24 protein-coding genes are annotated in these 23,432 nt (G+C 50.3%); 16 read left to right on the plus strand and 8 right to left on the minus strand.

Annotated features, from left to right (window positions below; genetic code table 11):
- Positions 1–1,517, plus strand: a 1,517-nt coding sequence (locus PHQ97_14315) for a phosphatase PAP2 family protein (GenBank protein ID MDD4393909.1), incomplete at its 5' end; no start/stop codon positions are given.
- On the opposite strand, the gene PHQ97_14320 is transcribed toward PHQ97_14315, so the two are convergent.
- Complete coding sequence (locus PHQ97_14320) at positions 1,489–2,295, minus strand: NYN domain-containing protein (GenBank protein MDD4393910.1); 807 nt, start codon at positions 2,293–2,295, stop codon at positions 1,489–1,491. The genes PHQ97_14315 and PHQ97_14320 overlap by 29 nt on opposite strands.
- A gap of 64 nt (positions 2,296–2,359) precedes the next feature.
- Positions 2,360–3,082, minus strand: a complete 723-nt coding sequence (locus tag PHQ97_14325) for a TerC family protein (protein ID MDD4393911.1) — start codon at positions 3,080–3,082, stop codon at positions 2,360–2,362.
- A gap of 633 nt (positions 3,083–3,715) precedes the next feature.
- Here PHQ97_14325 and PHQ97_14330 point away from each other — a divergent pair.
- The 12 genes from PHQ97_14330 to PHQ97_14385 all read left to right on the plus strand — a co-directional run bounded on the left by PHQ97_14330 (position 3,716) and on the right by PHQ97_14385 (position 13,052).
- Positions 3,716–4,504, plus strand: coding sequence for a transposase (locus tag PHQ97_14330; protein MDD4393912.1), 789 nt, complete (start codon positions 3,716–3,718; stop codon positions 4,502–4,504).
- A gap of 439 nt (positions 4,505–4,943) precedes the next feature.
- Positions 4,944–6,068, plus strand: coding sequence for a M91 family zinc metallopeptidase (locus PHQ97_14335; GenBank protein ID MDD4393913.1), 1,125 nt, complete (start codon positions 4,944–4,946; stop codon positions 6,066–6,068).
- Between the two features lie 186 nt (positions 6,069–6,254).
- On the plus strand, positions 6,255–7,043 hold the full coding sequence (locus tag PHQ97_14340) for a transposase (GenBank protein MDD4393914.1): 789 nt from the start codon (positions 6,255–6,257) through the stop codon (positions 7,041–7,043).
- Between the two features lie 445 nt (positions 7,044–7,488).
- On the plus strand, positions 7,489–8,226 hold the full coding sequence (locus PHQ97_14345; GenBank protein ID MDD4393915.1) for a metal-dependent hydrolase: 738 nt from the start codon (positions 7,489–7,491) through the stop codon (positions 8,224–8,226).
- A 153-nt stretch (positions 8,227–8,379) separates the two neighbouring features.
- Complete coding sequence (locus PHQ97_14350; protein MDD4393916.1) at positions 8,380–8,622, plus strand: hypothetical protein; 243 nt, start codon at positions 8,380–8,382, stop codon at positions 8,620–8,622.
- A 151-nt stretch (positions 8,623–8,773) separates the two neighbouring features.
- Positions 8,774–9,208, plus strand: a complete 435-nt coding sequence (locus tag PHQ97_14355; protein ID MDD4393917.1) for a hypothetical protein — start codon at positions 8,774–8,776, stop codon at positions 9,206–9,208.
- A gap of 235 nt (positions 9,209–9,443) precedes the next feature.
- Complete coding sequence (locus tag PHQ97_14360) at positions 9,444–9,632, plus strand: fatty acid desaturase (protein MDD4393918.1); 189 nt, start codon at positions 9,444–9,446, stop codon at positions 9,630–9,632.
- A 418-nt stretch (positions 9,633–10,050) separates the two neighbouring features.
- Positions 10,051–10,749, plus strand: coding sequence for an AEC family transporter (locus PHQ97_14365; GenBank protein MDD4393919.1), 699 nt, complete (start codon positions 10,051–10,053; stop codon positions 10,747–10,749).
- Positions 10,750–10,769: 20 nt separating this feature from the next.
- A complete protein-coding gene (locus PHQ97_14370; GenBank protein ID MDD4393920.1) occupies positions 10,770–10,970 on the plus strand; it encodes a hypothetical protein in 201 nt (66 codons plus the stop codon).
- Positions 10,971–11,191: 221 nt separating this feature from the next.
- Positions 11,192–11,626: a GNAT family N-acetyltransferase gene (locus PHQ97_14375; protein ID MDD4393921.1), complete on the plus strand. Its 435-nt coding sequence runs from the start codon at positions 11,192–11,194 to the stop codon at positions 11,624–11,626.
- A gap of 107 nt (positions 11,627–11,733) precedes the next feature.
- Positions 11,734–12,246 (plus strand): lipocalin family protein, encoded by a 513-nt coding sequence (locus PHQ97_14380; GenBank protein ID MDD4393922.1) that lies wholly within the window; start codon positions 11,734–11,736, stop codon positions 12,244–12,246.
- A gap of 44 nt (positions 12,247–12,290) precedes the next feature.
- Complete coding sequence (locus PHQ97_14385; protein MDD4393923.1) at positions 12,291–13,052, plus strand: imidazole glycerol phosphate synthase cyclase subunit; 762 nt, start codon at positions 12,291–12,293, stop codon at positions 13,050–13,052.
- 111 nt (positions 13,053–13,163) lie between these two features.
- Here the strand turns inward: PHQ97_14385 and gcvPB are convergent, their stop codons facing one another.
- The 4 genes from gcvPB to PHQ97_14405 are packed head-to-tail and all read right to left on the minus strand — an operon-like array spanning position 13,164 to position 17,680.
- Positions 13,164–14,618: an aminomethyl-transferring glycine dehydrogenase subunit GcvPB gene (gene gcvPB, locus PHQ97_14390; GenBank protein ID MDD4393924.1), complete on the minus strand. Its 1,455-nt coding sequence runs from the start codon at positions 14,616–14,618 to the stop codon at positions 13,164–13,166.
- On the minus strand, positions 14,615–15,949 hold the full coding sequence (gcvPA, locus tag PHQ97_14395; protein ID MDD4393925.1) for an aminomethyl-transferring glycine dehydrogenase subunit GcvPA: 1,335 nt from the start codon (positions 15,947–15,949) through the stop codon (positions 14,615–14,617). Before gcvPA ends, gcvPB begins: the two co-directional genes overlap by 4 nt.
- A 5-nt stretch (positions 15,950–15,954) precedes the next feature.
- Positions 15,955–16,353 (minus strand): glycine cleavage system protein GcvH, encoded by a 399-nt coding sequence (gene gcvH, locus PHQ97_14400; GenBank protein ID MDD4393926.1) that lies wholly within the window; start codon positions 16,351–16,353, stop codon positions 15,955–15,957.
- A gap of 55 nt (positions 16,354–16,408) precedes the next feature.
- On the minus strand, positions 16,409–17,680 hold the full coding sequence (locus PHQ97_14405) for an aminomethyl transferase family protein (GenBank protein MDD4393927.1): 1,272 nt from the start codon (positions 17,678–17,680) through the stop codon (positions 16,409–16,411).
- A gap of 750 nt (positions 17,681–18,430) precedes the next feature.
- Between PHQ97_14405 and lpdA the strand changes: the two genes are divergently transcribed.
- Entirely contained in the window at positions 18,431–19,864 is a 1,434-nt protein-coding gene (gene lpdA / locus PHQ97_14410; protein MDD4393928.1) for a dihydrolipoyl dehydrogenase, read from the plus strand.
- A 186-nt stretch (positions 19,865–20,050) separates the two neighbouring features.
- On the opposite strand, the gene PHQ97_14415 is transcribed toward lpdA, so the two are convergent.
- A complete protein-coding gene (locus PHQ97_14415) occupies positions 20,051–21,076 on the minus strand; it encodes an integron integrase (GenBank protein MDD4393929.1) in 1,026 nt (341 codons plus the stop codon).
- Positions 21,077–21,725: 649 nt separating this feature from the next.
- Between PHQ97_14415 and PHQ97_14420 the strand changes: the two genes are divergently transcribed.
- Positions 21,726–22,103 carry a hypothetical protein gene (locus tag PHQ97_14420; GenBank protein MDD4393930.1) on the plus strand — a complete coding sequence of 126 codons (378 nt, stop codon included), beginning with the start codon at positions 21,726–21,728 and terminating at the stop codon, positions 22,101–22,103.
- Here the strand turns inward: PHQ97_14420 and PHQ97_14425 are convergent.
- Positions 22,091–22,465: a hypothetical protein gene (locus PHQ97_14425; GenBank protein ID MDD4393931.1), complete on the minus strand. Its 375-nt coding sequence runs from the start codon at positions 22,463–22,465 to the stop codon at positions 22,091–22,093. The two genes, PHQ97_14420 and PHQ97_14425, sit on opposite strands and share 13 nt — an antisense overlap.
- A gap of 56 nt (positions 22,466–22,521) precedes the next feature.
- Between PHQ97_14425 and folP the strand changes: the two genes are divergently transcribed.
- Entirely contained in the window at positions 22,522–23,325 is an 804-nt protein-coding gene (gene folP, locus PHQ97_14430) for a dihydropteroate synthase (GenBank protein MDD4393932.1), read from the plus strand.
- Positions 23,326–23,432: the final 107 nt, after the last annotated feature.

The raw sequence follows: 23,432 nt of genomic DNA on the forward strand, positions 1-23,432 counted from the left end.
TTTTCCGGCGGCTTTTCTTTTTTCTCGCCGTAAAAGGGGCAACGTGGCTGTCTTTTCTGGAAGCCTGGATCGCCTCAGATGTCCCTGTCCAAGGGGTCAGGCGTTACATCAAGCGGGGTCTGATCGGTGCCTTTTTGCCCCGCAAAGGGGAGGAATATTTTATCGCTCTGCTGCTGATGGTGGCGCTGCTCATGGGATGGGGCTTTCTCAAGGTGGTGGAGGATGTGGTCACCCAAGACCCCCTGGTGCTGGCCGATCATGCGGTGTATCAACTGTTTCAATCCCTGCGAACGCCCTGGGGAGACCATGTGTTTGTGTCCATAACGGAACTGGGCGACGGGCTGGTCCATGCCATCGTGATCGGCGCTGTCCTGGCGGTGCTGCTTTTCAGGCGATGCTACCGGACGTCAGGCTACTGGCTGGTGACTCTGCTCATTGCTGAAATGCTGACGCGGCTGTTCAAGTGGTCATTTCATCTGCCAAGGCCGGTTGCCCTGTACCAGGGCATCTCCGCCTTCGGGTTCCCCAGCGGCCACACGATCATGAATGTCGTGATTTACGGGTTTCTGGCCATTCTTCTCGCCAGAGGTTCCCGCAGTTCGTTTCGATGGGTGCCGCTTGGCGCTGCATTGCTCGTATCTTCCCTGATCGCCTTTTCGCGTCTGTACCTGGGGGCTCACTGGCTTTCCGATGTTCTGGGCGGACTGTTTATCGGGTGGTCCTGGACCGTTCTGGCCGGTATCGCGTATCTGAGGGGTGAAACCGAACCGGTTCCCAGACAACTGCTCAGCGTCATTACCCTTGCCGTGTTTGTCACAGCCGGCTCTTTGTATGTTCTCGACAGACACCGGGAAGATTTGGCCTTCTATGCCCCGCGTTCCGTTGTCCGCGTGATGGACGCTTCTGCCTGGCTCCATGGCGGGTGGCAGGAATTTCCCGCACGGCGAATCGATATTATCGGCGAACGGGAGCAGCCCCTGACCCTCCAATGGGCGGGATCTGCCGATCGGCTGGCCTGCCGGTTCATTTCAGACGGCTGGGTCAGCCCGCCCGGTATCACCATCAAAAGCGTTCTCGGGATGCTGTCCCCGGATACCCGGGTGGAACAGCTTCCGGTTCTGCCTCATTTACATGACGGGCTTGTTGAACACCTGCTTCTGGTTCGCAACGAAGGCGACCAGCGACGGGTGCTTCGGCTGTGGCCGACAGCCGTAACGTTGAAAAAGACCGATCCTCCGTTGTGGATCGGAACGCTTGAAACTCAGGGCAGGCGTCGGATTGCGGGCCTGGTTTCGGTGGCGGCCGATACGGGCGATTATATGACAGCACTGTCTGCGTTCGATTCATTGGGTGAAGGGGTAACGGTGCAGCTGGCATATCGCAACCGGACCGGTTATAATCAAACCGGCTTCAGGGCCCCCTTCAGGTGGAACGGCCTGGTCGTGCTGGCAATGGAAAAGAGCAAATCATCGGCCACCGGGCAAAAATTCAACAGCCCGGAGTCTCGATATCGGTAATGATCAGGTGACCGTCCTTGTTTTTATGGGTTTTAAACCATCCTTTCTTTTCAAATTCCTTTGCCAGCGTGGTCATTTTTTTGTAATTCGTGTTCTTGATCTTGAATGATTTATCCAGCTGCCGCATTTTGTTGGCGATGGCATTGATCTTATGCTCTACGTTGGTATCCAGACTGATGAGCACCTTTTTAAACAGTTCGTCGGCGATGTCATCTTTTACCCTTTCTTCCTTTTCTTCCTTCGGAGGGGTTTTCTCATCGCCCTTGAGGGGCTCTTCTTTTGTTTTTTCGGATTTTTTGTCCTTTTTCGGGAGCGGTTTCCGGGGCCTGGACAGAGATATTATGTTGTCGGTACAGTTGGTAAAAATCGGGCGCTGCGCATCACCTTCCTTGGTGATCAGCCACACCTCCTTGCCGTATTTTCTCAGAATATCCATAATGACGGAAAAATCCGAGTCGCTGGTGACAAACACGAAGCGGTCGATGGAGGGTTTGTCCAGGAAGAGTTTTTCAAATGCGTCCAGGCTGATAATCAGGTCCGCCCGGTTTTTTTTCCCCGTGACGCGCGGAGCCTCCCGGATCTCGAAATTGTGATTGGTCAGCTGCCCCCGGAGTTTAGTGATGGAGTTCGTGTTTCCGCAGGCGATTTTTACGGCAAAAATGTACTCTTCCGGGGCTTCCCGGTCCTCTTCCAGGATGATGTCCTGTAGCATTTTGTCCAGATCCAGTATGCCGGCGACATTTTCAAGATCAATATAGACCGCGATAAATTTTCTCATGTTTAAATTCTCCGGATAAATGAAGGGAATATGGCCGTCAGGGGAGCGCCGCATGGGCCGGCGCTTACATGCCGGGCTGCTTTGTCCGGTTGACGGCGGTTTTTTTTCTGTTATTGTCATATCGCAGCTGAAGCATTTCCACAACCAGCGCAAAGCCCATCGGCAGATAAATATAGGCCTTGGGCACATGTTTATGGAGCCCTTCCATGAAAATGGTAATTCCGATCGTAATCAGAAACGAGAGCGCCAGAATCTTCAGAGAGGGGGTTTTCAGGATGAATGTTCCGATCGGATTGGCAAAAAATAAAATGACCACAAAGGATGCCATGACGGCAGTGATGATGATCCAGGCATGATGGGTCAGGCCGATGGCCGTGATGACCGAGTCAATCGAAAACACGATATCCAGCAGGACAATCTGCGCGATAACGGTGATAAAGCTTTTGCGGGCCCTGCCGATTTCAACACCCGCCTCATCTTTCAGCTCGATGGTATGATGAATTTCAGTTACCGCCTTCCACAGCAGAAACAGCCCTCCGGCCAGCAGAATGATATCCTTGACGGAAAATTCAAGGATGACCGGTCCTGTAAGGCTCGAAAGCATCAGCAGCACAGCGATCATCGCGATTCTTGCCAGCAGGGCGAACGCCAGCCCCAGTACCCGGGCCCGGTTTCGCTGCGTCTCGGGCAGCCTGCCGACAAAAATGGAGATGACCAGAATATTATCGACGCCCAGAACCAGCTCCAGGCCGATCAATAATGTCAACAGCGCAAGCGCATCTGCCATGCGGAATCCTCACAAAATAAGCAATACAACCCCAGCGGCACCTGCCGCGTTAATACAACCAGCGGTACTTTCCGCATGAAATTACGATACAATGAAGTCGAAAGAAGCGCAACGCTGAAATGAGAACTGAGTGCAGAGGGCAGGGGACTCTCAAAACTCAAGACTGACGATTGATGGGGGTATAGCGGCCAGGTTCGTCAAAAAAAGTGATATCGGCATATCCGGCATGGATTTTTCCGGAATGCTTGGTTTTATCTTCGGGAATTCAATATCAAATCCGCCCGGATAAGATAAGTGTAAGCCGATTCAAGGTGCGCTTGTTGAGCTGGAATATATGAGTGTTTAAAGATGCAAAATTAATGGTGCAATCGACTGAATGTCATGCAAAAAATTATAAAATGTCGATTCGATAACAGTATCCGAAAAGATATGTTTGAGCTGAATATGAAAAGAGTCCTTTACAATCATCAGAAAAATGATAATTACGACAAATGGCAGCTGAACCAGATAATCTGGGGTCGGGCCATGCTAACTAATTGATATTGCGAAAAAAAGACGTTAAAAATGGCTCTGAAAGGTTCTTAAACGATCGGTTTTCCCCTAAAACTGCCTTATTAAGGAAAACGACGAAAAATGGCTCGTGCAAAAAGGCATTATATTCCCGGCCATGTCTGGCATATAACCCACCGATGCCATAAGAGAGAATTTCTTTTAAGATTCCCAAGAGATCGACGCAGGTGGATTCAGTGGTTATTCCAGGCAAAGAAAAGATACAGCGGGTTGAGTGTGTTAAATTATATGGTCACATCAAACCATGTTCATCTGCTTGTATTTGATAATGCCGGCCGGAATGTGATCCCGGATTCAATAAGGTTGGTTGCGGGCAGAACCGGTCAGGAATACAATGTCCGCAAAAACAGGAAGGGTGCATTCTGGGAGGATCGTTATCATGCTACAGCAGTGGAAAGTAACCGCTATTTAAGGCAATGTATCACATATATCGATATGAATATGGTTCGTGCAGGCGTTGTAGAGCATCCCGTCCAATGGGAGTTTTGTGGATATAATGAAATTTTCTGTCCCAGGAAAAGAAAAGGCATTATTGATTTTGACCGGTTGATGGATTTGCTGGGATTTGAAAATCATGATGATTTAAAAGCTGCTCACTGCAAATGGGTGGGAAGTGAGTTGCAGACTGACCATAAAGGTAAGGAAAACAAGTGGACGCAGAGCATTGCTGTGGGAAGTAAAGCGTTTATCAAGAACATAAAAGACTCCCTTGGATTCAGGGCAAAAGGCAGAAAGATAATTTGTGCTGACGATGCCTTTGAACTTCGGGAAACGCTGACTCCATACGGCAGAGCTGATAATCTGGATTACGGGAACACTTTTTTATGGGATCAACTACAACCACATCCTTAATCAGCCAGTTTGAGCATGAAAATTGATCGATTAAGGCCAAAATACCGACGATTTTTGAAGTCTTTTATAAGTTTTTCAATATGTTACTGTGGCCCGACCCTAAGCCGACCCTAAGCCGACTCTAAGCCGACACCCCAAGCCGATCCACTCCAGCAGGTGGCCCGGAAGAAAGTTGCCGGAGGTCTGTGTACGGACTGGGGTTGAACCGTACGGACATGGGCTGAATGAGGCTCTGTAACGGCTACCAGACGAAAGGAAGGTAGCTGGAGGAACGCGAGGGAATACCATAAGGAAAAAAACCGATGAACAATAAAAGAAAACCCCATGCTTCAACTGTGAAGCACAAGGCTGACCCCGTATCCAAAATGAATCCAGTTGCATCACTACTCGACTATATGGTTGATGCCGGGAATTGTAGACCTACGCCAAAAAGGAGCGCATGATGCTTACTCGCCAGCAGTTTGTGACCCATCTGACTGCCGACAACTACTTCATCTACCTCGGCGGACCATCGCGGATACGCAGGCAAAGCTCGATGATCCCGGTGGTGAATGCCGTCGCCGCATACGGCGTGCTATCCAACGGAGTCAACTTGCTCGCATTGATTCAGGCGATCGGCAATCTCCCCGCGCCCAAGAAGATGAAATACCACCGCGCGCTTACGCAGTTGTACAATAGCTTCCCGAATTTCATTTACGTTTCGGTCAATGCCTTTGCTTTGAGTACCTTACGGACGCCAGGCATCAATGTGATCAGGTCGATGCACGTGCCGTCGCATCAGACCGATGCCGTGCTGGCCCTGAGGCAGTTGGATGCGCTTGCGGCGGGGCACAACTTATTGGTGGCCCTGCAGGCGCAAGCGGCGGCGGCCCCGGCACGCTGGACAGAGATCAGGGATGCACAAGCGACTTTCAGTGGGGGCAACGAGTGCGCGGTCATGGCAATATCGGACAATTATCAGACCACTCTGGCTTCCGCGTTGATCGGCCATTATGGCAACGTGGGTGTGCGCATCGGGGCGGCGATGACGGCCCTCGGTCATGCACCGGGGGTCGGGGGCCTTGCACCGTTCAACTGGCTGGAAAACCAGATAGACAACTCGCCGGTGTATAAGCTCGTGGGGCTGCCGAGTCTCATTCCCTCGTCGAACACGCATGGTGCGGGCTGGATCTCGGCCGCGACCCTACAGAACTGGGTCAATGGGGTCACGGTGTTCCCAACCGGGGTGGCGCCGGCTGCCGTGGATGACGCCAAGGTCGTTCTCGGAACGGCGCTGCGAGGCGGTGCCGTCGCGGGCATTGGCGGCCATACGTCAGTGAAATGGAACGCCTCGAATGTGATGGCCGCCGGCGCCGCTCGTCCGCCATACATCGGTCTCGGCCATGAACTGGTCCATGCGCTACACAATACGCTCGGCGACCAGCCCGGTTCGGACAACGGCCATTCGACCACGGCACTCTACGAATACCTGTGCGTCGGCCTCGGTGTCTACGCGGCGCTTCCGATCACGGAAAACGCGCTCCGTGCCGCGGCGGGACTGGCACTTCGGACCCAATACGCGTAACGCCGTGTTGGCCTATCGGAACCGAAACAAACAGGTAGTAGTAATCTGGATGTAAAAATGATAATCTGGGGTCGGGCCATGCTAACTAATTGATATTGCGAAAAAAAGACGTTAAAAATGGCTCTGAAAGGTTCTTAAACGATCGGTTTTCCCCTAAAACTGCCTTATTAAGGAAAACGACGAAAAATGGCTCGTGCAAAAAGGCATTATATTCCCGGCCATGTCTGGCATATAACCCACCGATGCCATAAGAGAGAATTTCTTTTAAGATTCCCAAGAGATCGACGCAGGTGGATTCAGTGGTTATTCCAGGCAAAGAAAAGATACAGCGGGTTGAGTGTGTTAAATTATATGGTCACATCAAACCATGTTCATCTGCTTGTATTTGATAATGCCGGCCGGAATGTGATCCCGGATTCAATAAGGTTGGTTGCGGGCAGAACCGGTCAGGAATACAATGTCCGCAAAAACAGGAAGGGTGCATTCTGGGAGGATCGTTATCATGCTACAGCAGTGGAAAGTAACCGCTATTTAAGGCAATGTATCACATATATCGATATGAATATGGTTCGTGCAGGCGTTGTAGAGCATCCCGTCCAATGGGAGTTTTGTGGATATAATGAAATTTTCTGTCCCAGGAAAAGAAAAGGCATTATTGATTTTGACCGGTTGATGGATTTGCTGGGATTTGAAAATCATGATGATTTAAAAGCTGCTCACTGCAAATGGGTGGGAAGTGAGTTGCAGACTGACCATAAAGGTAAGGAAAACAAGTGGACGCAGAGCATTGCTGTGGGAAGTAAAGCGTTTATCAAGAACATAAAAGACTCCCTTGGATTCAGGGCAAAAGGCAGAAAGATAATTTGTGCTGACGATGCCTTTGAACTTCGGGAAACGCTGACTCCATACGGCAGAGCTGATAATCTGGATTACGGGAACACTTTTTTATGGGATCAACTACAACCACATCCTTAATCAGCCAGTTTGAGCATGAAAATTGATCGATTAAGGCCAAAATACCGACGATTTTTGAAGTCTTTTATAAGTTTTTCAATATGTTACTGTGGCCCGACCCCAAGCCGACCGATCAAGCCCGAAACGCTTCTGCGGGTGCCATCTGGAGAGATTCCGGAAATTTTTCCCGTCGCACCCGCATGTCTTATTAAAATACTTAAAAATCAGACCGTTATTGAATTGATGGATTATCTGTGGTATGAAAATGACGGCGTCGTAAAAATTCGTGTGCGTTGCGCCGTATTCCACGAAATTCGCGATGTCTTGAACTTTGTATTTTGCCATTTTAATTCTGACTATTTATGAGTTCATTAAGGGTAGTTGCAGGAGAATATGGCGGCATTCCTTTTCGCCGGCCCCGGATAAACACGAGGCGTTTTTTGCAAAAGTTCTGAAGGCATAAAGAATGGCGGATTTTAAAACACATCTTACAGTAACAAGCATATTCAGCAGCATTGCCACGACGGTACTCCTGGCGTCCTCCATGGCCACTCCGCAGGAGGTTCTTCTCTATTTCACCATGGGAGTCATCGGGGGACTTCTGCCGGACATCGATTCGGACGCCTCTCGCCCTGTCCGCCTTCTGTTCACCTTCATGGCGACTGTCATAGCGTTTCTCGTCATGTTCAAATTGAAGAAAGAGAATTCCGCGGTTGAGCTTTTCCTGGTCTGGCTGGCCAGTTTCATCGCGATAAAAATCTTCGTTTTTTCACTGTTCACAAAGATTACCATTCACAGGGGAATGATACACTCGATACCCGCCAGCGTATTGTTCGGGTTCATCACCACGATAATCCTTCACAGGATATTTCATTTTGGTGAGTTCGCTGTATGGATGGCGGGCCTGTTCGTTTTTTCCGGATATATCCTCCACCTCCTTCTTGATGAATTCAGCAGCCTGACGTTCTCGGGCCGGGGCCCAAAAAGATCGGCCGGCACGGCGCTCAAGTTTGGAAATCCTACAGATCTTAAGACCACCGCATTGGTGTATGTCGCCGTGATAATCCTCTTTTCCTTTACACCGGACCACAGAGCGTTTTTCACAATGCTTACCGACGCCAGTACCTATGACCGCCTTGAAATCTTTCCCCACGGTAAATGGTTCAGCGATCTTTATACAAACTATCTCGCCGGGCTGAAATAACCCCTTCTTGCTTACCCTCCGGAAAATTTGGTATGTAATCCAATGTGGAAGTCTACGCCAACCGCCCGTATTGGTGGGTGCAGGTGGATATTTCGGCCCACCGGGTCCAGAGGCTATGGTTGAAATCGGCTTTCGAAATATGGTGGACTATGGGTGGACGGAAAACTTATCGTTGAAAATGGAAAGCTGTTGTTCATACAGACTTTGATGAACAAAATCATTCATACAACCGACAACGATTTAGAAATAGATCTTAAAAAAATTGACAGGATATGGTGGCATATTGGATGGTTTACTGGAATTATCAATATAGAAGTTAATAAAAAATTAGTGAAACTCCGCTGTTTTGGAGCAAAGCGAGTCGATAAAAGACTCAGCGCATTCATTATTCCCTGATATCTGTCGGTTGGGTTTGATCATCATTTCGGCCACGTTGTCGCGGGATTCCGCGGCCACACTTGGGAACTATGGCCGAAGTTATGATCGAGCCCCTGTCGGTTACACTGCCCGTTAACGCTGCAATGAGTTCTATGAAAAGGAGAATGTAATGAAACCGGTTAATTTTTTTTTTGTATTTTTAATAGTATTTTTGATAGCCTTACCGATTGCCTCCGCAGATGATTTTGACTGGATGAGGAGTTTTAATATTAAAGCTGAAGCGGATCCATCAGGATTAAGGGCAAGGCTTGAAGCTCGTTTCCAAGTGGGTGACATAAGGATCAAAACAGTACTCGGCAATGTTGAGAAACCTGTAGATGCTTATATGTTGCTCCGGCTTGGAGAAATGTCAAACCAGCCCGTAGATCGTGTCATCGAAAAATACAGGGCTGAGAAGGGCAAAGGTTGGGGAGCACTTGCCAAAAGTCTGGGGATAAAGCCTGGATCAAAGGATTTCCACGCCTTGAAGCAGGGCCAGGATCTCTACAATGATGAGAACATAGGCAAGGACAAAGTGAAAGGTAAAGGCAAAGGGCGAAAGTAGTTCGAGAGAATTAGATTCTGCAGGGCTTCCGGGGTTCTCCGGCTGTGGCATTCAGAAAGAGAGGGAAAACCGCACGCCGGGATATGGGCGGCGGTGCCGGGGGGTAACCGGTATCCCTGGCGCAATTGTGATAAACAGGAGTTCATCGTGAGTATCAAAAAAGCCTTTAACAATAGCGCAAAAGATTACGATCTGGCAAGAAAACAACTGCCAGTGGGAGCCGTTGCGTGCCGCCATGGAAAGCAGTTCATATTATAAGCTGCCGGCTGTGCTGCGTTGGTTTTCCGGCAACATTGGTTACCACCATGTTCATCATCTGAGCCCCAGAATCCCTAATTACCACCTGAAGAAGTGTTACGATGCCGTTCCGGCGCTGCAAACCAGAGCATCGCTTACCATCGCGAAAAGTTTTTCTTGTTTTTGATTGAAAATGTGGGATGAAGAGCGGCAGAAAATGGTTGCTTTCCCCCTGAGATGCTCAGTATCTACTGAAAAATCGGGGTTGGCAGCGCCTGAAATAGTGTCCATCCAGAAGAAATGAGATAGTTTTTTCAAGTTCAAGGAAGGCGAAGATTTTAACCGGAGGAATACATTGAGTATTTCGAGGATTAAAATCTGAGCCTGACGCAGAAATCGGGAAAAATAGCCATTTTGGGATGGACACGAAATAGGGCTGTGCCACGGAAAGATATTGATAATATGATAAATGAAATTTCAGGCGCAATCCAGAAGACAATAAAAATTTTCTGTCCGGTTGCACTTCGAGCAAAGCGGCCGGTATGAGCCGTAACCGAAATAATGTTTAGAAACGATAGTCGTAAAAAAAGGAAGCCAGCGCGATTGTGAATATAGGAAATACAATTATTCCGATATTTTTCGTAATTGCTTTGGGATGGGTCGCACGGAAAATGAACTGGATTCCGGATACATTCGTAGATCCGGCAAATCGTCTGGTATACTATCTGGCAATACCGGCAATGATTTTCAAGGCAATTTACAGAACCCCGTTGAAAACGAACATCGATATTACGGTTCTGGCCATCACCCTGACAAGTGTGTGCGTCACGGCGCTTCTGGCATGGTTTGCCAGTAAATTCATGAAAGTTCAGTTCGCCCGCGGCACCTTTATTCAGAGCTCCATGCATGGAAATCTCGGATATATCGGCTTTGCAGTTGCATTTTATTATCTTGGCCGGGAAGGATTAGTCAAGGCAAGCCTGATTGCCGCTTTTCTGATGATTTTACAGAATTTTATTTCAGTTGTTGCGCTTCAATTGTATTCCGGGGATACGGGAAAGAATCAGCGAAGCATCTGGTTTATGGCTGAAAAAATCATGAGCAATCCAGTGATTGTTTCCGCAATGATCGGAATTTTTTTTTCCCTGACCGGTCTGAAAATTCCTTCGGTCATCAATCGGATACTGGAAATTATCAGTTCGTTCGCTCTGCCTCTGGCACTGTTAATTATCGGTGCGACGCTGTCTTTTAAGGTCGTCAGGGCACGACCGCTGCTCCTGTGCGCATCCCTGTTTTTAAATTGATCATCCTGCCCGGCGTGGGGATGTCCCTTTTTCGAATATTTGATGTCAGTCAGGATGCTTTTTTGCCCGGGCTGATACTGATGGCAGCTCCTACGGCGACGCTTGCCTGTGTCATGGCAAAGGAAATGCACGGGGATACCGATTTCGCGGTAGCCGCCGTGTCCCTGAATACGTTGCTGTCGGCATTTGCATACACCTGGTGGCTCCATTTTGCTTCGTAGTCCCACTTTGGGGATGCCGATTGCCCCGTTTTGCCGGCAGGGCCCGGGGGCCGCTAATTCGTACCAATCCGGGTTAACCAGATAAACTTTGTTTGGGTTTAAATTTTCTGGTAGCATTTTTGATATATCCATTTTTTTTAAATACCCGATAAGGTTTTCGCAATAACCCGGTTACTGAAATCAAAAACAAATCCATATGTTCAGCCGGCAACGGATATTCAATGACAACGCGCATCCAAATGTTAAATCCTGGCGATGAAATGATCCTGGATCACGTTTCTGCCGATCTCTTCGACAGTGAGGCAGATATTGATCTGGCCGCAGAACTCATCAATACGCCGCGAAATCATTTGATTGTCGCAGTTGAAAATGGTCTTGTTGTCGGAATGTGTTTTGGCGTTCATTATGTACCCGACAAGAGGCCTGAGCTTTGTATAAATGAATTATGTGTCGCCCCCGCCTACAGGAGAAGGGGCATAGGCAAGAGGCTCGTCAAGGCGATGCTTGAATTCGGGCGTCTTAATGATTTCAGCCGGGCATGGGCTTTGACTGGAAAATCGAATACCGCAACAATTCGGCTTTTTAAATCAGCCGGTGGGCGTCAGCGGACAGATGCCGGCACAGTGTTCACCTTCGAGCTGCAAAACAGCCGTTAGCCGTCGGAAAAAAACCATGGTTTATTACGGCAGAGCGTTTGATGTATAGCAGCTCATCTCTTGTCGTGCGCTGCGATGCGGCCCCGGCTTCCATCAGGAGATATCTTATGATCCGAAGTCTCTTCTTTTTTATCCCGATCATCATATCGGGCTGTGCAGGCATTCCGGCAAATGTTTCACTGGTTACCGGTTTTGATATCGATCGGTATCTGGGCACCTGGTATGAAATCGCCAGACTGGATCATTCCTTTGAAAGAGGTCTGGAAAGAGTGACGGCGGAATACAGTTTACGGGATGACGGCGGCATCAACGTTGTCAACAGAGGGTTTGATCCGGAAAAAGATAAATGGAAAGAGGCGGTCGGCAAGGCGTACTTCGTGGGTGATTCAGATACCGGCAGGCTAAAGGTATCCTTTTGGGGCCCCTTTTACGGCGGTTATAATATCATAGCTCTTGATAAAAAGAATTATTCCTATTCACTGGTATGCGGGCCCAGCAGATCCTATCTGTGGATTCTGGCAAGAGAACCCCGTATGGAAGAATTTCTGAAATCAGAATTGATAAAGAAGGCAAAAACCCTGGGATTTGAAACCGGGAAAATGATCCATGTAACCCATTAAAAGAGAGTTTTCTACTGAAATTTTCTCAAGGAGGTAACATATCTATGGATAAACCGATTCGGATTATGCCGTGTCTGGATATGCAGAACGGCCGGGTCGTCAAGGGCGTACATTTCGTGGATATTCAAGACGCGGGCGATCCTGTCGAATGCGCACGGGCGTATTGCCAAAGCGGTGCAGATGAACTGGCGTTGTTGGATATTACGGCTACCGTGGAAGAAAGGGCCACCATGATTGAGGTGGTTAAACGCGTTGCCGGGGTCTCTACGGTGCCGTTTACTGTCGGTGGAGGGATCTCCGATGTGAAGTCGGCCGAACTGGTGCTGAATGCGGGTGCCGATAAAGTGTCGATCAGCAGCGCCGCCTTCCGGAAGCCCGAACTGATCCCGGCGCTTGTTAAAACACTCGGTGCCGGAAAGGTGACGGTAGCTATCGATGTGGATCGGAACGAAGCCATGGCCTCCGGTTACGAAGTCTATATTGATGGGGGACGTACTGCCACCGGAACAGATGCGGTTGAATGGGCAAAACGTGTGGACGGTTATGGCGTACCGGTGATTCTTCCGACCAGCAAGGCGGGCGATGGCGTTCAGACCGGTTTTGATCTGCCAGTGATCAGGCTCATCAGGGAAGCGGTGTCGGCCGACGTGGTGGCCTCCGGCGGCGCGGGAAAACTGGCGCATTTCTATGAGGCCGTTGAAGCGGGCGCTACGATTCTGCTTGCCGCTTCGGTATTTCATTTCGGGATCATTGGCATCGGAGAGCTGAAAGACTACCTGCGTGGCCGGGGCGTCAATATCCTTTGAGAATTCTCCGGCAAAGATGGCGGACCTGAACGATTAAAGAGCTCTTGGCAAGGCAAAATAGCGATGAGAAAAAAGGGGCGGCTGTCCGGCCGCCCCTGTCGATGACTCGTCCTAACCCCGCAGGCAGGGTTTGCGTGCCGCCGCGGTTTCGTCCAGTCGCCGCACCTTGGGGAACTGCGGCGATTCGTGAAGGCAGTCAGGGCATTGCCGGGCCTCCCGGGCAATCTGCTTCATGGCGTCGATGAACTGGTCCAGCGTCTCTTTGGATTCGGTTTCCGTGGGCTCAATCATGATGGCGCCGCTGACCACCAGCGGAAAGTAGATCGTGGGCGGATGGAATCCGTGGTCCATGAGCCGCTTGGCAATGTCAAGGGTGGCCACGTGGTGTTCCTGCTGAAGCTTGTCGGTAAAAACGCACTCGTGCATGCAGGGCTGGTCATAGGGCAGGTGGTAATGCCCCTTGAGGCTTTCTTTGATGTAGTTGGCATTTAAAACGGCATACTGGCTCGCCTGCTTGAGATGGTTGCCCATGCTGAGAATGTAGCAGCAGGCGCGGAGCAGGATGCCGAAGTTGCCGAAAAAGGCGTGCACCTTGCCCACGGACAGGGGGCCGTCCTCGTCAAGACGATAGCTGTTACCCTCTTTCACCACCCGGGGGATGGGGAGAAAGGGCTCCAGCTGCCGGGTGACGCACACGGGTCCTGCGCCCGGGCCGCCGCCGCCATGGGGGGTGGAAAAGGTCTTGTGCAGGTTTAAGTGCAGCACGTCCACCCCGATGTCGCCGATGTTGACGATGCCCATTATCGCGTTCATGTTGGCCCCGTCGCAGTAGATCAGACCGCCTTTTTCGTGGACGATAGCGGCCACCTGTCGGATATTTTTTTCAAACAGCCCCAGGGTGTTGGGGTTGGTGACCATGATGCCGGCCGTATCCTCGTCCATGAGTTCGGCTACCGATTCGGGCCGCAGAACGCCGTCTGCGCCGGATTTGACCGGCACGGCCGTAAATCCGCACAAGGTGGCGCTGGCCGGGTTGGTTCCGTGGGCGGTGTCGGGAATGAGCACCCTGGTGCGCACCTTTCCCTTGTGCTTATGGTAAGCGGCAAAGATCAACATGCCGGTCAGCTCACCGTGGGCGCCGGCCGCCGGCTGCAGGGTGACCGCCGGAAGGCCGGTAATTTCGGCCAGGTAGCCTTGCAGGTCGTACATCAGTGCCAGCGCACCCTGGCAGAGGCTTGGGGGCAGCAGGGGATGGGCGTTTGCAAAACCGGGAATGGACGCCTGTCGCTCGTTGGTCCTGGGGTTGTATTTCATGGTGCAGGAGCCCAGCGGGTACATGCCGCTGTCCACGCCGAAATTCCACTGGGAAAGCCGGGTGAAGTGGCGCACCACATCCAGTTCGGACAGGTCCGGAAAATCCGGACCGTCACCGGTCAGGGCGTCGTCCAGGGGAGCTTCAGCCACATCCCGGCGGGGCAGTGACAGCCCCTTTCGACCCGGGGAGCCTTTTTCCCAGAGCAGGGGCTCGTTGAAGATCAGGCCGGTTGTTCCCATTTTTTCTTTCATCTGGTCACCTCCTTTACCAGGCCATCGATATCGTTTTTATCGATGGCCTCGGTCACGCACATGAGCCAGCAGTCGGACAGTTCCGGATACCAGGGGGCCAGGTGCAGCCCGGCAACGATTTTCTTTTTCAGCAGCGCCTGCCAGGTGTCGGAAAATCCTTCAGGGAAGCGGACCACAAATTCATTGAAGGTGGGCGCAGTGAAGGCAGATGCGTATCCAGCCCCGGCCAGGGACGCTTTCAGGTATTCGGCCCGATCCCGGTTGAGCCGGGAAAGCTCCCGGATGCCCGTACCTCCCATGGCCGCCATGTACATGGTGGATGCGGTGGCACACAGCCCCTGGTTGGAGCAGATGTTGGAGGTGGCTTTTTCGCGGCGGATGTGCTGCTCGCGGGTGGCCAGGGTCAGGACAAAGCCGGTTTTGCCGTCCCGGTCCACGGTTTTGCCGACGAGCCGTCCGGGCATGGCGCGCACATACGGCTGTCTGGCGGCAAACATACCCAGGCCGGGCCCGCCGAAGCTCTGGGGAATGCCGAAGCTCTGGCCTTCGCCGCAGACAATATCCGCTCCGCAGACACCGGGATTTTTGAGCAGGCCATAGGCCAGTGGTTCACTGAAAGCAGTGACGAACAAGGTCTTCTTGTCTGCGTGGATGGCTTTTCCGGCAGACTCCAGATCCTCGATGCAGCCGAAGAAGTTCGGGCTCTGCAGGGCTACGCAGGCCAGTTCGCCAAGGTCTTTGAGGCCCGAAAAATCGGTTCGGCCGTCAACACCCACGGGAAGCTCTACCACCTCATAGTCGGTAGGGGCAAAATAGGTCTCCACCACCTTGCGGTAGAGCGGGTGAACCGCCCGGGATACGGCCACTTTTTTTCGGTGGGAGACCCGGATAGCCATGAGCAGGGCTTCGGCCAGTCCCGAGGCGCCGTCGTACATGGAGGCGTTGGCGACATCCATGCCCAGCAGGCGGCACACCAGTGTCTGGTACTCAAAGATGGTCTGCAGCGTGCCCTGGCTGATTTCCGGCTGGTAAGGGGTGTAGGCGGTGAAAAATTCACTGCGCAGCAGCAGCTGCCGGGTGATTTCCGGGATGTAATGGTTGTAGCTGCCGGCCCCCATAAACACCTTGCATGCGGGGGAAGCGCCCATGCCGGCGGCCAGGTGGTCCATATGTCCGTTCAGCTCCCACTCGGTGAGGGGCTCGGGCAGGTTCATCTCTTTTTTCCGGAGGCAGTCGTCGGGAATGCTGGAGAAAAGTGCGTCCAGATCCGTCGCGCCCACCACTTGAAGCATCTGTTCGATGTCTTCCCGGGTATGGGGCAGATATCGCATGGTCATTATCCTTTCAGCATCTCAAGGTAGTCGGCCCGGGATTTCAGGGTATCCAGTTCGGCAGGATCGTCGGCTTTGATTTCCAGCATCCAGCCGCCATTATAGGGGTCGCTGTTCACCAGTTCCGGCGCCTCGGCAAGGGCCTCGTTGATGGCCGTTACTTCACCGCCCATGGGCATGTAAAGTTCGGATACGGCTTTGACCGATTCAACCGTGCCGAACTCCTCGCCTTTATCAAAGGTGCTTCCCACCTCGGGCAGTTCGACAAAGACGATGTCCCCCAGCTGTTCCTGGGCATAGTCGGAAATGCCGATTCGGAAAACATCGCCTTTTTTTTGAGCCCACTCATGGTCATCGGTGTATCGGACGTTTTCCGGCAGATTCAGTTCGCTGATTTCTTTCATATATTTTCCTCCCTGTGATTGCTTTTTTATGGGATACGCGGCGCAGTGTCCGCGATTAGAGCATGTCAGTCATGGGTTTGCGGGCGGTCCTGTGGGGCCGCACATCATCCACGATGGTTACGCTGATTTTACGTCGGCTGTCTGCAATGTCCACCTGCTCGCCCGGGGACAGTTTTCGGCTGACCTTGACAAAGCCGCAGCAAAGCCCTTTGGCTTTGAAGCCTTCGGGCTTGTTCGGGCTGGCAACGCTGAAAATTTCACCATTGTGACGCCCGATGCCCATATCTGTGGCGCAGGTGAGCACGGTCCCGATTTCGCGGCCATCGGCATCGATGACCCGGGATTTTTCGTCGGCTGAGATTTTGCGAAGGTCTTTGCCAACAAAGGCATGGGTGAATGAGGTATCTGTTTGCTTTTCCAGGGCGGCCCGGCCAATGAATTCCTTGGTGAAACCGGTTCTGTCAGCCGTAAAGGGCAGGGCAAATGGCCAGGGGTGGTTGATAAACGGCCAGTGTCCGATATCCTGGTGGGAAAGGGGCAGCACGGCCCCGGCACGCAGACTGTCCCGGGCTGCCAGGCCACAGGGCTTGATGTCATAGGAACGGCCGGCTTCCAGAAGGCGTTCCCATAAGCGCTGGAGCTTCTCCGGTGCCAGAAAAATCTCGAAGCCGAACTCGCCGGTGTATCCGGTGCGCGACAGCAGAATGGGGGTGCCGTCGTCCAGACGGACGGCATCGGCCAGAGGCGAGGCGTTGTCAAAATGCCCCTTGAAGGAGAAGTAGGGCATTTTTGCAAACACCGCTTTTGGATCGGCCAGGATCTGAGCGAGAATTTTGGCCGACGCCGGCCCCTGGATGTCCATCTTGCCCAGCTGATCGGTCAGGTCTGTGATCCTGGCGTTCCGCCCGCCGAGGTGTTGCTGCAGATGATCGGCAACGGTCCCTCCCATGCCGGCGTTGACCACCACCAGATAGCGGTTCGCTTCCATAAAGAAGACGATGGCATCGTCGATGGTTTCGCCCTTTTCGTTCAAAAAGGCGCCATACACGCATCGACCCGGCGAGAGGGGCTTTTTGGATGGTCCCATGCAGGCGTTCAGATTATTGGTAAAGCAATCTTGTAGCAGGGCGGCAGCGTCCGGTCCGGTAACGGTGACGGCTGCCATATGACTGGTGTCGAAAATGCCGGCACCGGTGAGTACGGCCAGGTGTTCGTCTTTAACCGACGAATACCACAGGGGCATGTCGTAGCCGCCAAAGTCCGCCATGTTGGCACCTTGACCCCGATGCCAGCTGTTCAGCGGTGTTCGCTTAACGGTTGTTCCCATGACACTTTTCTCCTTATTTTACTTTGTATTCACGCCCTTTAGATGCGGGCTGAGTCGTCGGCGCCTTGAGGCCTTCTTACGGTCGCCAGTGTCGTTTCCTCGTTGCCGCCCTGGTCTCATCTTGAATGTAATGCAAAATTAGTTAATGTGACGGTTTGTGGTAAGTGCTCTTTGATACAATGCGAAAGACGGATAAAAAGACAAGCACGATGGTGCAATTTATTTGTTTTTGCCGAAGCCATCGGAATTGAGTGGGTTATCAAATTATCTAATCAGGCATGATGGATCTGTCAAACGTTTTTTAACGAATTGATGTTATAATCAAAAATAAGTTGAAAAAAAAAATTGAAAAAGACATAAATTTAGACAATCCAAATCCGTATTTGTACGTGGCCCTGATTTAATAGTATAGGAATTTCCATTTTTTGAGGTCAAAAAGAGATAGTCTTTTGTCCGCAGATTAAAGAAAAAAAAGAAATATTATCCACAGATTACGCAGATTACACAGATTGAAGAAAAAAAAGAAATATTATCTGCGGATTCCGTGGATAAAAAATATTTTAATTGATTTTATCAGCAGGTTACAGGCTGAGGCACGCTGTGCTTGAGGGGCGGGAGCTTTGCGCCTTTGAGGATGTAATAAGATAAAAGCTTCTTGTTTCTTATCTTTTGCCTCAAACGAAGTGCTCCTCAGGCGATAGCGCTCCTCAGTCCGCCCGAAGGGCGCTGATTTAAAGGAGGAACAGGTATATGAAAACACGGATAACCGTACTGGGCGCAGGTCCCGGGGGATATGTGGCCGCGGTTCGTGCAGCGCAGCTGGGAGCGGCGGTAACGGTGGTGGAAAAGGAACAGGTGGGCGGCACCTGCCTGAACTGGGGGTGCATTCCCTCAAAGATCATGAGAACCACCGCCGAGATGCTGGAAAAATTTCACCGGGCCGATGAATTTGGCATTCGGATCGAAGGCAGCATCGTGCTGGACATGGCAAAGCTCATGGCCCGCAAGCAAAAGGTGCTGGCCACTCAGATCAAGGGCATCGAAGGACTGCTGGCCCACCACAAGATTACCCTGGTTCGCGGCAATGCCCGTATCGACGGTCCCGGCAAGGTGTCGGCCACCGGCGAAGACGGCCAGGTGCATAGCTGGGCGTGGGACCGGCTGATCATCGCCACCGGCTCCCAACCCTTTTCAGTGCCGGCCTTTCCTTTTGACGGCCGCCGGATTCTGTCCAGCAATCATATTCTGGAGATTGAGAAGGTTCCCGAATCTATTGTGATCGTGGGCGGGGGCGTGATCGGCTGCGAATTTGCCTGCATCCTGTCCGCCATGGGGGCCAGGGTTACCGTTGTTGAAGCCCTGGACCGCCTGGTGCCCCTGCCGTCGGTGGATGCGAGCTGTTCCAGGGTGCTGGAGCGGGAGATGAAAAAACGCAAAATCAAATTTTACGTGAACCGGGTGGTGGAATCAATTTCGCAGACGGGTGATGGTCTGACCGTGACCATCGGCCCCTCTCCCTTTGCGTCACAGTTGAAAGACAGGGACAAGGTCCCGGTGACTGAAACGGTGGCCCGCGCGCTGGTGTGTATTGGCCGGTCTCCCAATACAAAAGATATCGGTCTGTCCACCATCGGTCTTGAAACAGATTCCAAAGGATGGATTCCGGTGGACGATCGGCTTCATACCACTATACCCGGGGTATACGCCATCGGCGATGTGTTAGGGCCGGAAAAGGTGATGCTGGCACACGTGGCCTCCACCGAAGCCATGGTGGCGGCGGAAAATGCCATGGGCGCCGATCGGGCCATGGACTACACAGCGGTACCTTCGGCGATCTTCACCATGCCGGAAGTTGCCTGCGTGGGCCTCACCGAAGCCCAGGCCAAAGAGCAGAAAATCGATGCCCGCACCGATGCCGTCCTGTTTCGCACCATCGGCAAGGCCCAGGTCATCGGCGAACTGGCCGGCCAGGCCACAATCGTTTCCGATGCCGGCAACGGCAAGGTGCTGGGAGTCCACATCATCGGAGACCATGCCACAGACTTGCTGGGTGAGGGGGCGTTGGCAGTTGCCACCGGTCTGGGGGTGGCAGACATCGCCAACACTATTCACGCCCATCCCACCCTGACGGAAATCATGCTGGAGGTGGCGTTGAAAGCCTCGGGCAGGGCGCTGCATGGGTAGGGGCGATGCATCTTGCCCCTGCGGCGAAATTGGAAAAAATAATCTCACGCAAAGGCGCAGAGGCGCAAAAAAATAAATTCACCGCCCGCTTCGCTTGAGGCGCAAAGAACGCGGAGGGCGTTTATAGCTGATAGCAAAGGGATTGAGTGATGAAGTCTGAATACCCTTTTGATCGGCTTTAATGGGTCAAGTGAGATCAAGCGGACTTTTGGTCTCTTTCAGGGTCTTGCTCTTGATAGTATGGGTATAAATCATCGTGGTCCTGACATCGCTGTGCCCTAACAGTTCCTGAATAGTCCGGATATCGTAATTGGCCTGGAGCAGGTGACTGGCAAAACTGTGGCGGAATGAATGGGCCGTAGCTCGTTTGAATATTTTGGATTTGTTGACTGCCCGCTTTATGGCCTTCTGAACATGGGTTTCATGGAGATGATAGCGCCGGTATTCCTTGGTTTCTGGTACAAAGGTTAATAATTTCCCGGGGAAAAACCACTGCCATACAAAATCTTTGGCACAGTTTTTATATTTTTTTTCGATTGAATCAAACATGAATACGCCGTTATACCCCTCAGCTATATCCCGATCGTAAAGCGTTTTCACCCTCTCCATATGAGATTTGAGGTCGGTCATCAAGATTTGGGGCAAGGGTACCGTCCGGTCCTTTTTGCCCTTGCCGTCATGAACCGTCAATATGCCGAAGTCGAAATTAAAACTCTGAACACGAAGATTCAGGCACTCGAACAACCGCAGGCCGCAGCCGTATAACAGATTAACCACCAGATCATACGGGTATTTAAGGTTTGCAGTAATTTTATCGATTTCTTCGCGTGAAAGGACGACCGGAATATAGGGTCTTTGTTTGGCCCGAACCACCCCTTCAATTTTTCCGAATTCACGCTTGAGGACGTTCCTGTAAAAAAACAACAGGGCGTTAAATGCCTGGTTTTGGGAGGATGCCGATACTTTCTGTTTGACAGCCAGAAAGGTCAAAAAATCTTTTACATCTTCGGTTGACAACGTTGCCGGATCTTTACTTTGACTGAAATATTGAAGCTTACGAGCCCATATGGAATATGATTTCAGCGTTTTCGGAGAATAGTGTCTGACCTTTATTTCGTTGGACAGGTCACTGAGTGCTTTTTCCCATCGTTCAATGGGCTTTTGAGTTGGAATGCTTGATGTCGAATTCGGCTGTGTGATTTTTGGAGGCAATTTGGCTTCTGAAATCGGCGTTTGAAATGAATTCAGAGTTTCTTTAACAGCTGCAGCCTCCGGGATAAGACGGTCCTGCGTCTTTACTGGATCGCCGGATTCCGGCCGGATGAGATTGTAATAAACATGAACAGCGTTAGCGGCTTGCTTTTGTTGTTCGACGGTCTGCTTTTTTTCTTTCAGTTTCCGGATAAAATTGGGGAGGCTCTGTGGGTCGGACTCGTCAAATCCGTATTTATGTCAAAAATCCAGATAATATCGAAGCCATTTTTCATAATATGTGTGGTATCTCAGGTCTATCTTGTTTTGAGCCAACAAAGCTTTAAACTGAATAATTAAGTCAGGAGATATTTTCCTCATTTGTATTAACCAGTTTCCGTTTAATATGAAAAATATGTATGTTATACAGTTAGAAAATGACATAACATATCAAAATTTCCTTGTACATAAAAAATCTTTTTGGTAGTTAAACGGAAACTACTTAATAACTTGTTGGATCGAAGAAGAAATAACCAGAGAATCAGTAAACTCTCTACGTTTGTTTTGCAAAATGAAGCCATATAAGATTTATAGTGCATGCTTTATTGTTACAACCATTCTCGCAGCGATAACAGGCTATTGGCGATTGATAATTTATGGGGTCGTAGCGGTGCCGCTCACTATTTTCATGCTAAAGTTTTACGGCACCATTGTGGATTTATGCGCAATGAAGCGATCAAAAAAAGTTTTCCGCAACCTCATCGACCAAGGATACAAACCATTCGACGCACTTGTTGAGGTATCACGCAACCGTCATCCAGAGCTTAAGCCGGAAACTCACACGAAGATAGTTGAAAGCTTTCCCGATCTATATAAATTTCTCGGATTTATGGCTCAAGCAGCGGATTTTGGAAAAAAGGTGAAGCTGGAGGATGATCATGTCTTGATATTATTGCAGACCACAAGCCTCACCTATATAGGCAACGATGTGTATACAGCTCAAGTAGACTGGGAAGCATATAAAAAAATTCGATATCAAAACAGTTGATGAGGAAATGATATGTTCTGCCTTTTTATTATTATTGCGTCGGCAGTTGCGGTTGTCTCCATGTACTTGGCAGTTTTTGCGATAGTGCCATTGGAATTGATATTGCTCATTCCTACATACCCGATTATTGTTCTTATTAAGAAACTCCCAGCACATATACGTCCGATAGCTTCTGGTTTTTTTTCAGGTTTTGTGAGAGGGATCATAGAAGCTGGTATCCCAATACTCGCCATTATGGGCGTTTCTCTCCTCTTTGGAGATAAACGGATAGGCATCCCGGTTGTCATTTCCTTTGCTGTGAATATATATTTCACGTACAAGGATAAATCACCAAACCCAACGCCATTATTTGGTGTAGGCATGACAACAGGAGCCTCATTATTGTATATTTTTATGATTATATGAAAGGATTGATTTTATGCAGCTATCAACGCCAAAAATATTAGGAATTGTAAATATCACCGAAGATAGCTTTTCTGATGGAGGCCTTTATATAAATGATGACCAAGCTTTAAAAAAATCCCTCCAGCTTGTGGAAGATGGCGCTGATATTATTGACTTGGGGGCTGCCTCCAGTAATCCCGCCACCCAGGCAGTTAAACCCCCAGACGAAATAGCCCGGTTAAAACCGGTAATTGACTGCTTGCGTTCCAAAAATATTCCAGTTTCGATCGATTCCTTCAAACCTGAAGTTCAACGCTATGCCATAAAAAGTAACGTCCAATATTTGAATGATATTCAAGGATTCCCATATCCAGAAATATATCCTGAATTGGCGGAATCGAATTGTAAACTGATTGTGATGCATTCCGTCCAGCGTTTAGGTCCGGCCACTGTTATCGAGACAAAGCCCGAAAAAGTATACGATGAAATGATCGAGTTCTTTTTACAGCGCGTTAAATTACTACAAAATTCAGGGGTTTCACCGGAACGGCTAATATTAGATCCGGGAATGGGGTTTTTCTTGGGCTCCAATCCGGAATCTTCAATTCACGTTTTAAAAAATATCTCCCGCCTAAAAGAATCCTTCAATTTGCCAATACTTGTTTCGGTTTCCCGGAAATCGTTTTTGGGAACCATCACCGGGCGCGGAGTCAATGAGCGAAGCCCGGCTACCTTGGCGGCGGAAATTTATTCAAGTTACATGGGCGTGGATTATATTCGCACTCATGATGCGCGAGCTTTGAACGATGCCCTAAAAGTGTTCACAACGTTAATTTAAGTGAATGATTTTAATTTATTTTGATAATAAATTTTTTATTAAATGTTACAAATACCAGGAAATATGCCCATACTACCTTGGGGCTAACTAAAAATATCCGGACAAAG

Source organism: Desulfobacterales bacterium, assembly GCA_028704555.1.
In the GTDB taxonomy this organism is placed as follows: domain Bacteria; phylum Desulfobacterota; class Desulfobacteria; order Desulfobacterales; family JAQWFD01; genus JAQWFD01.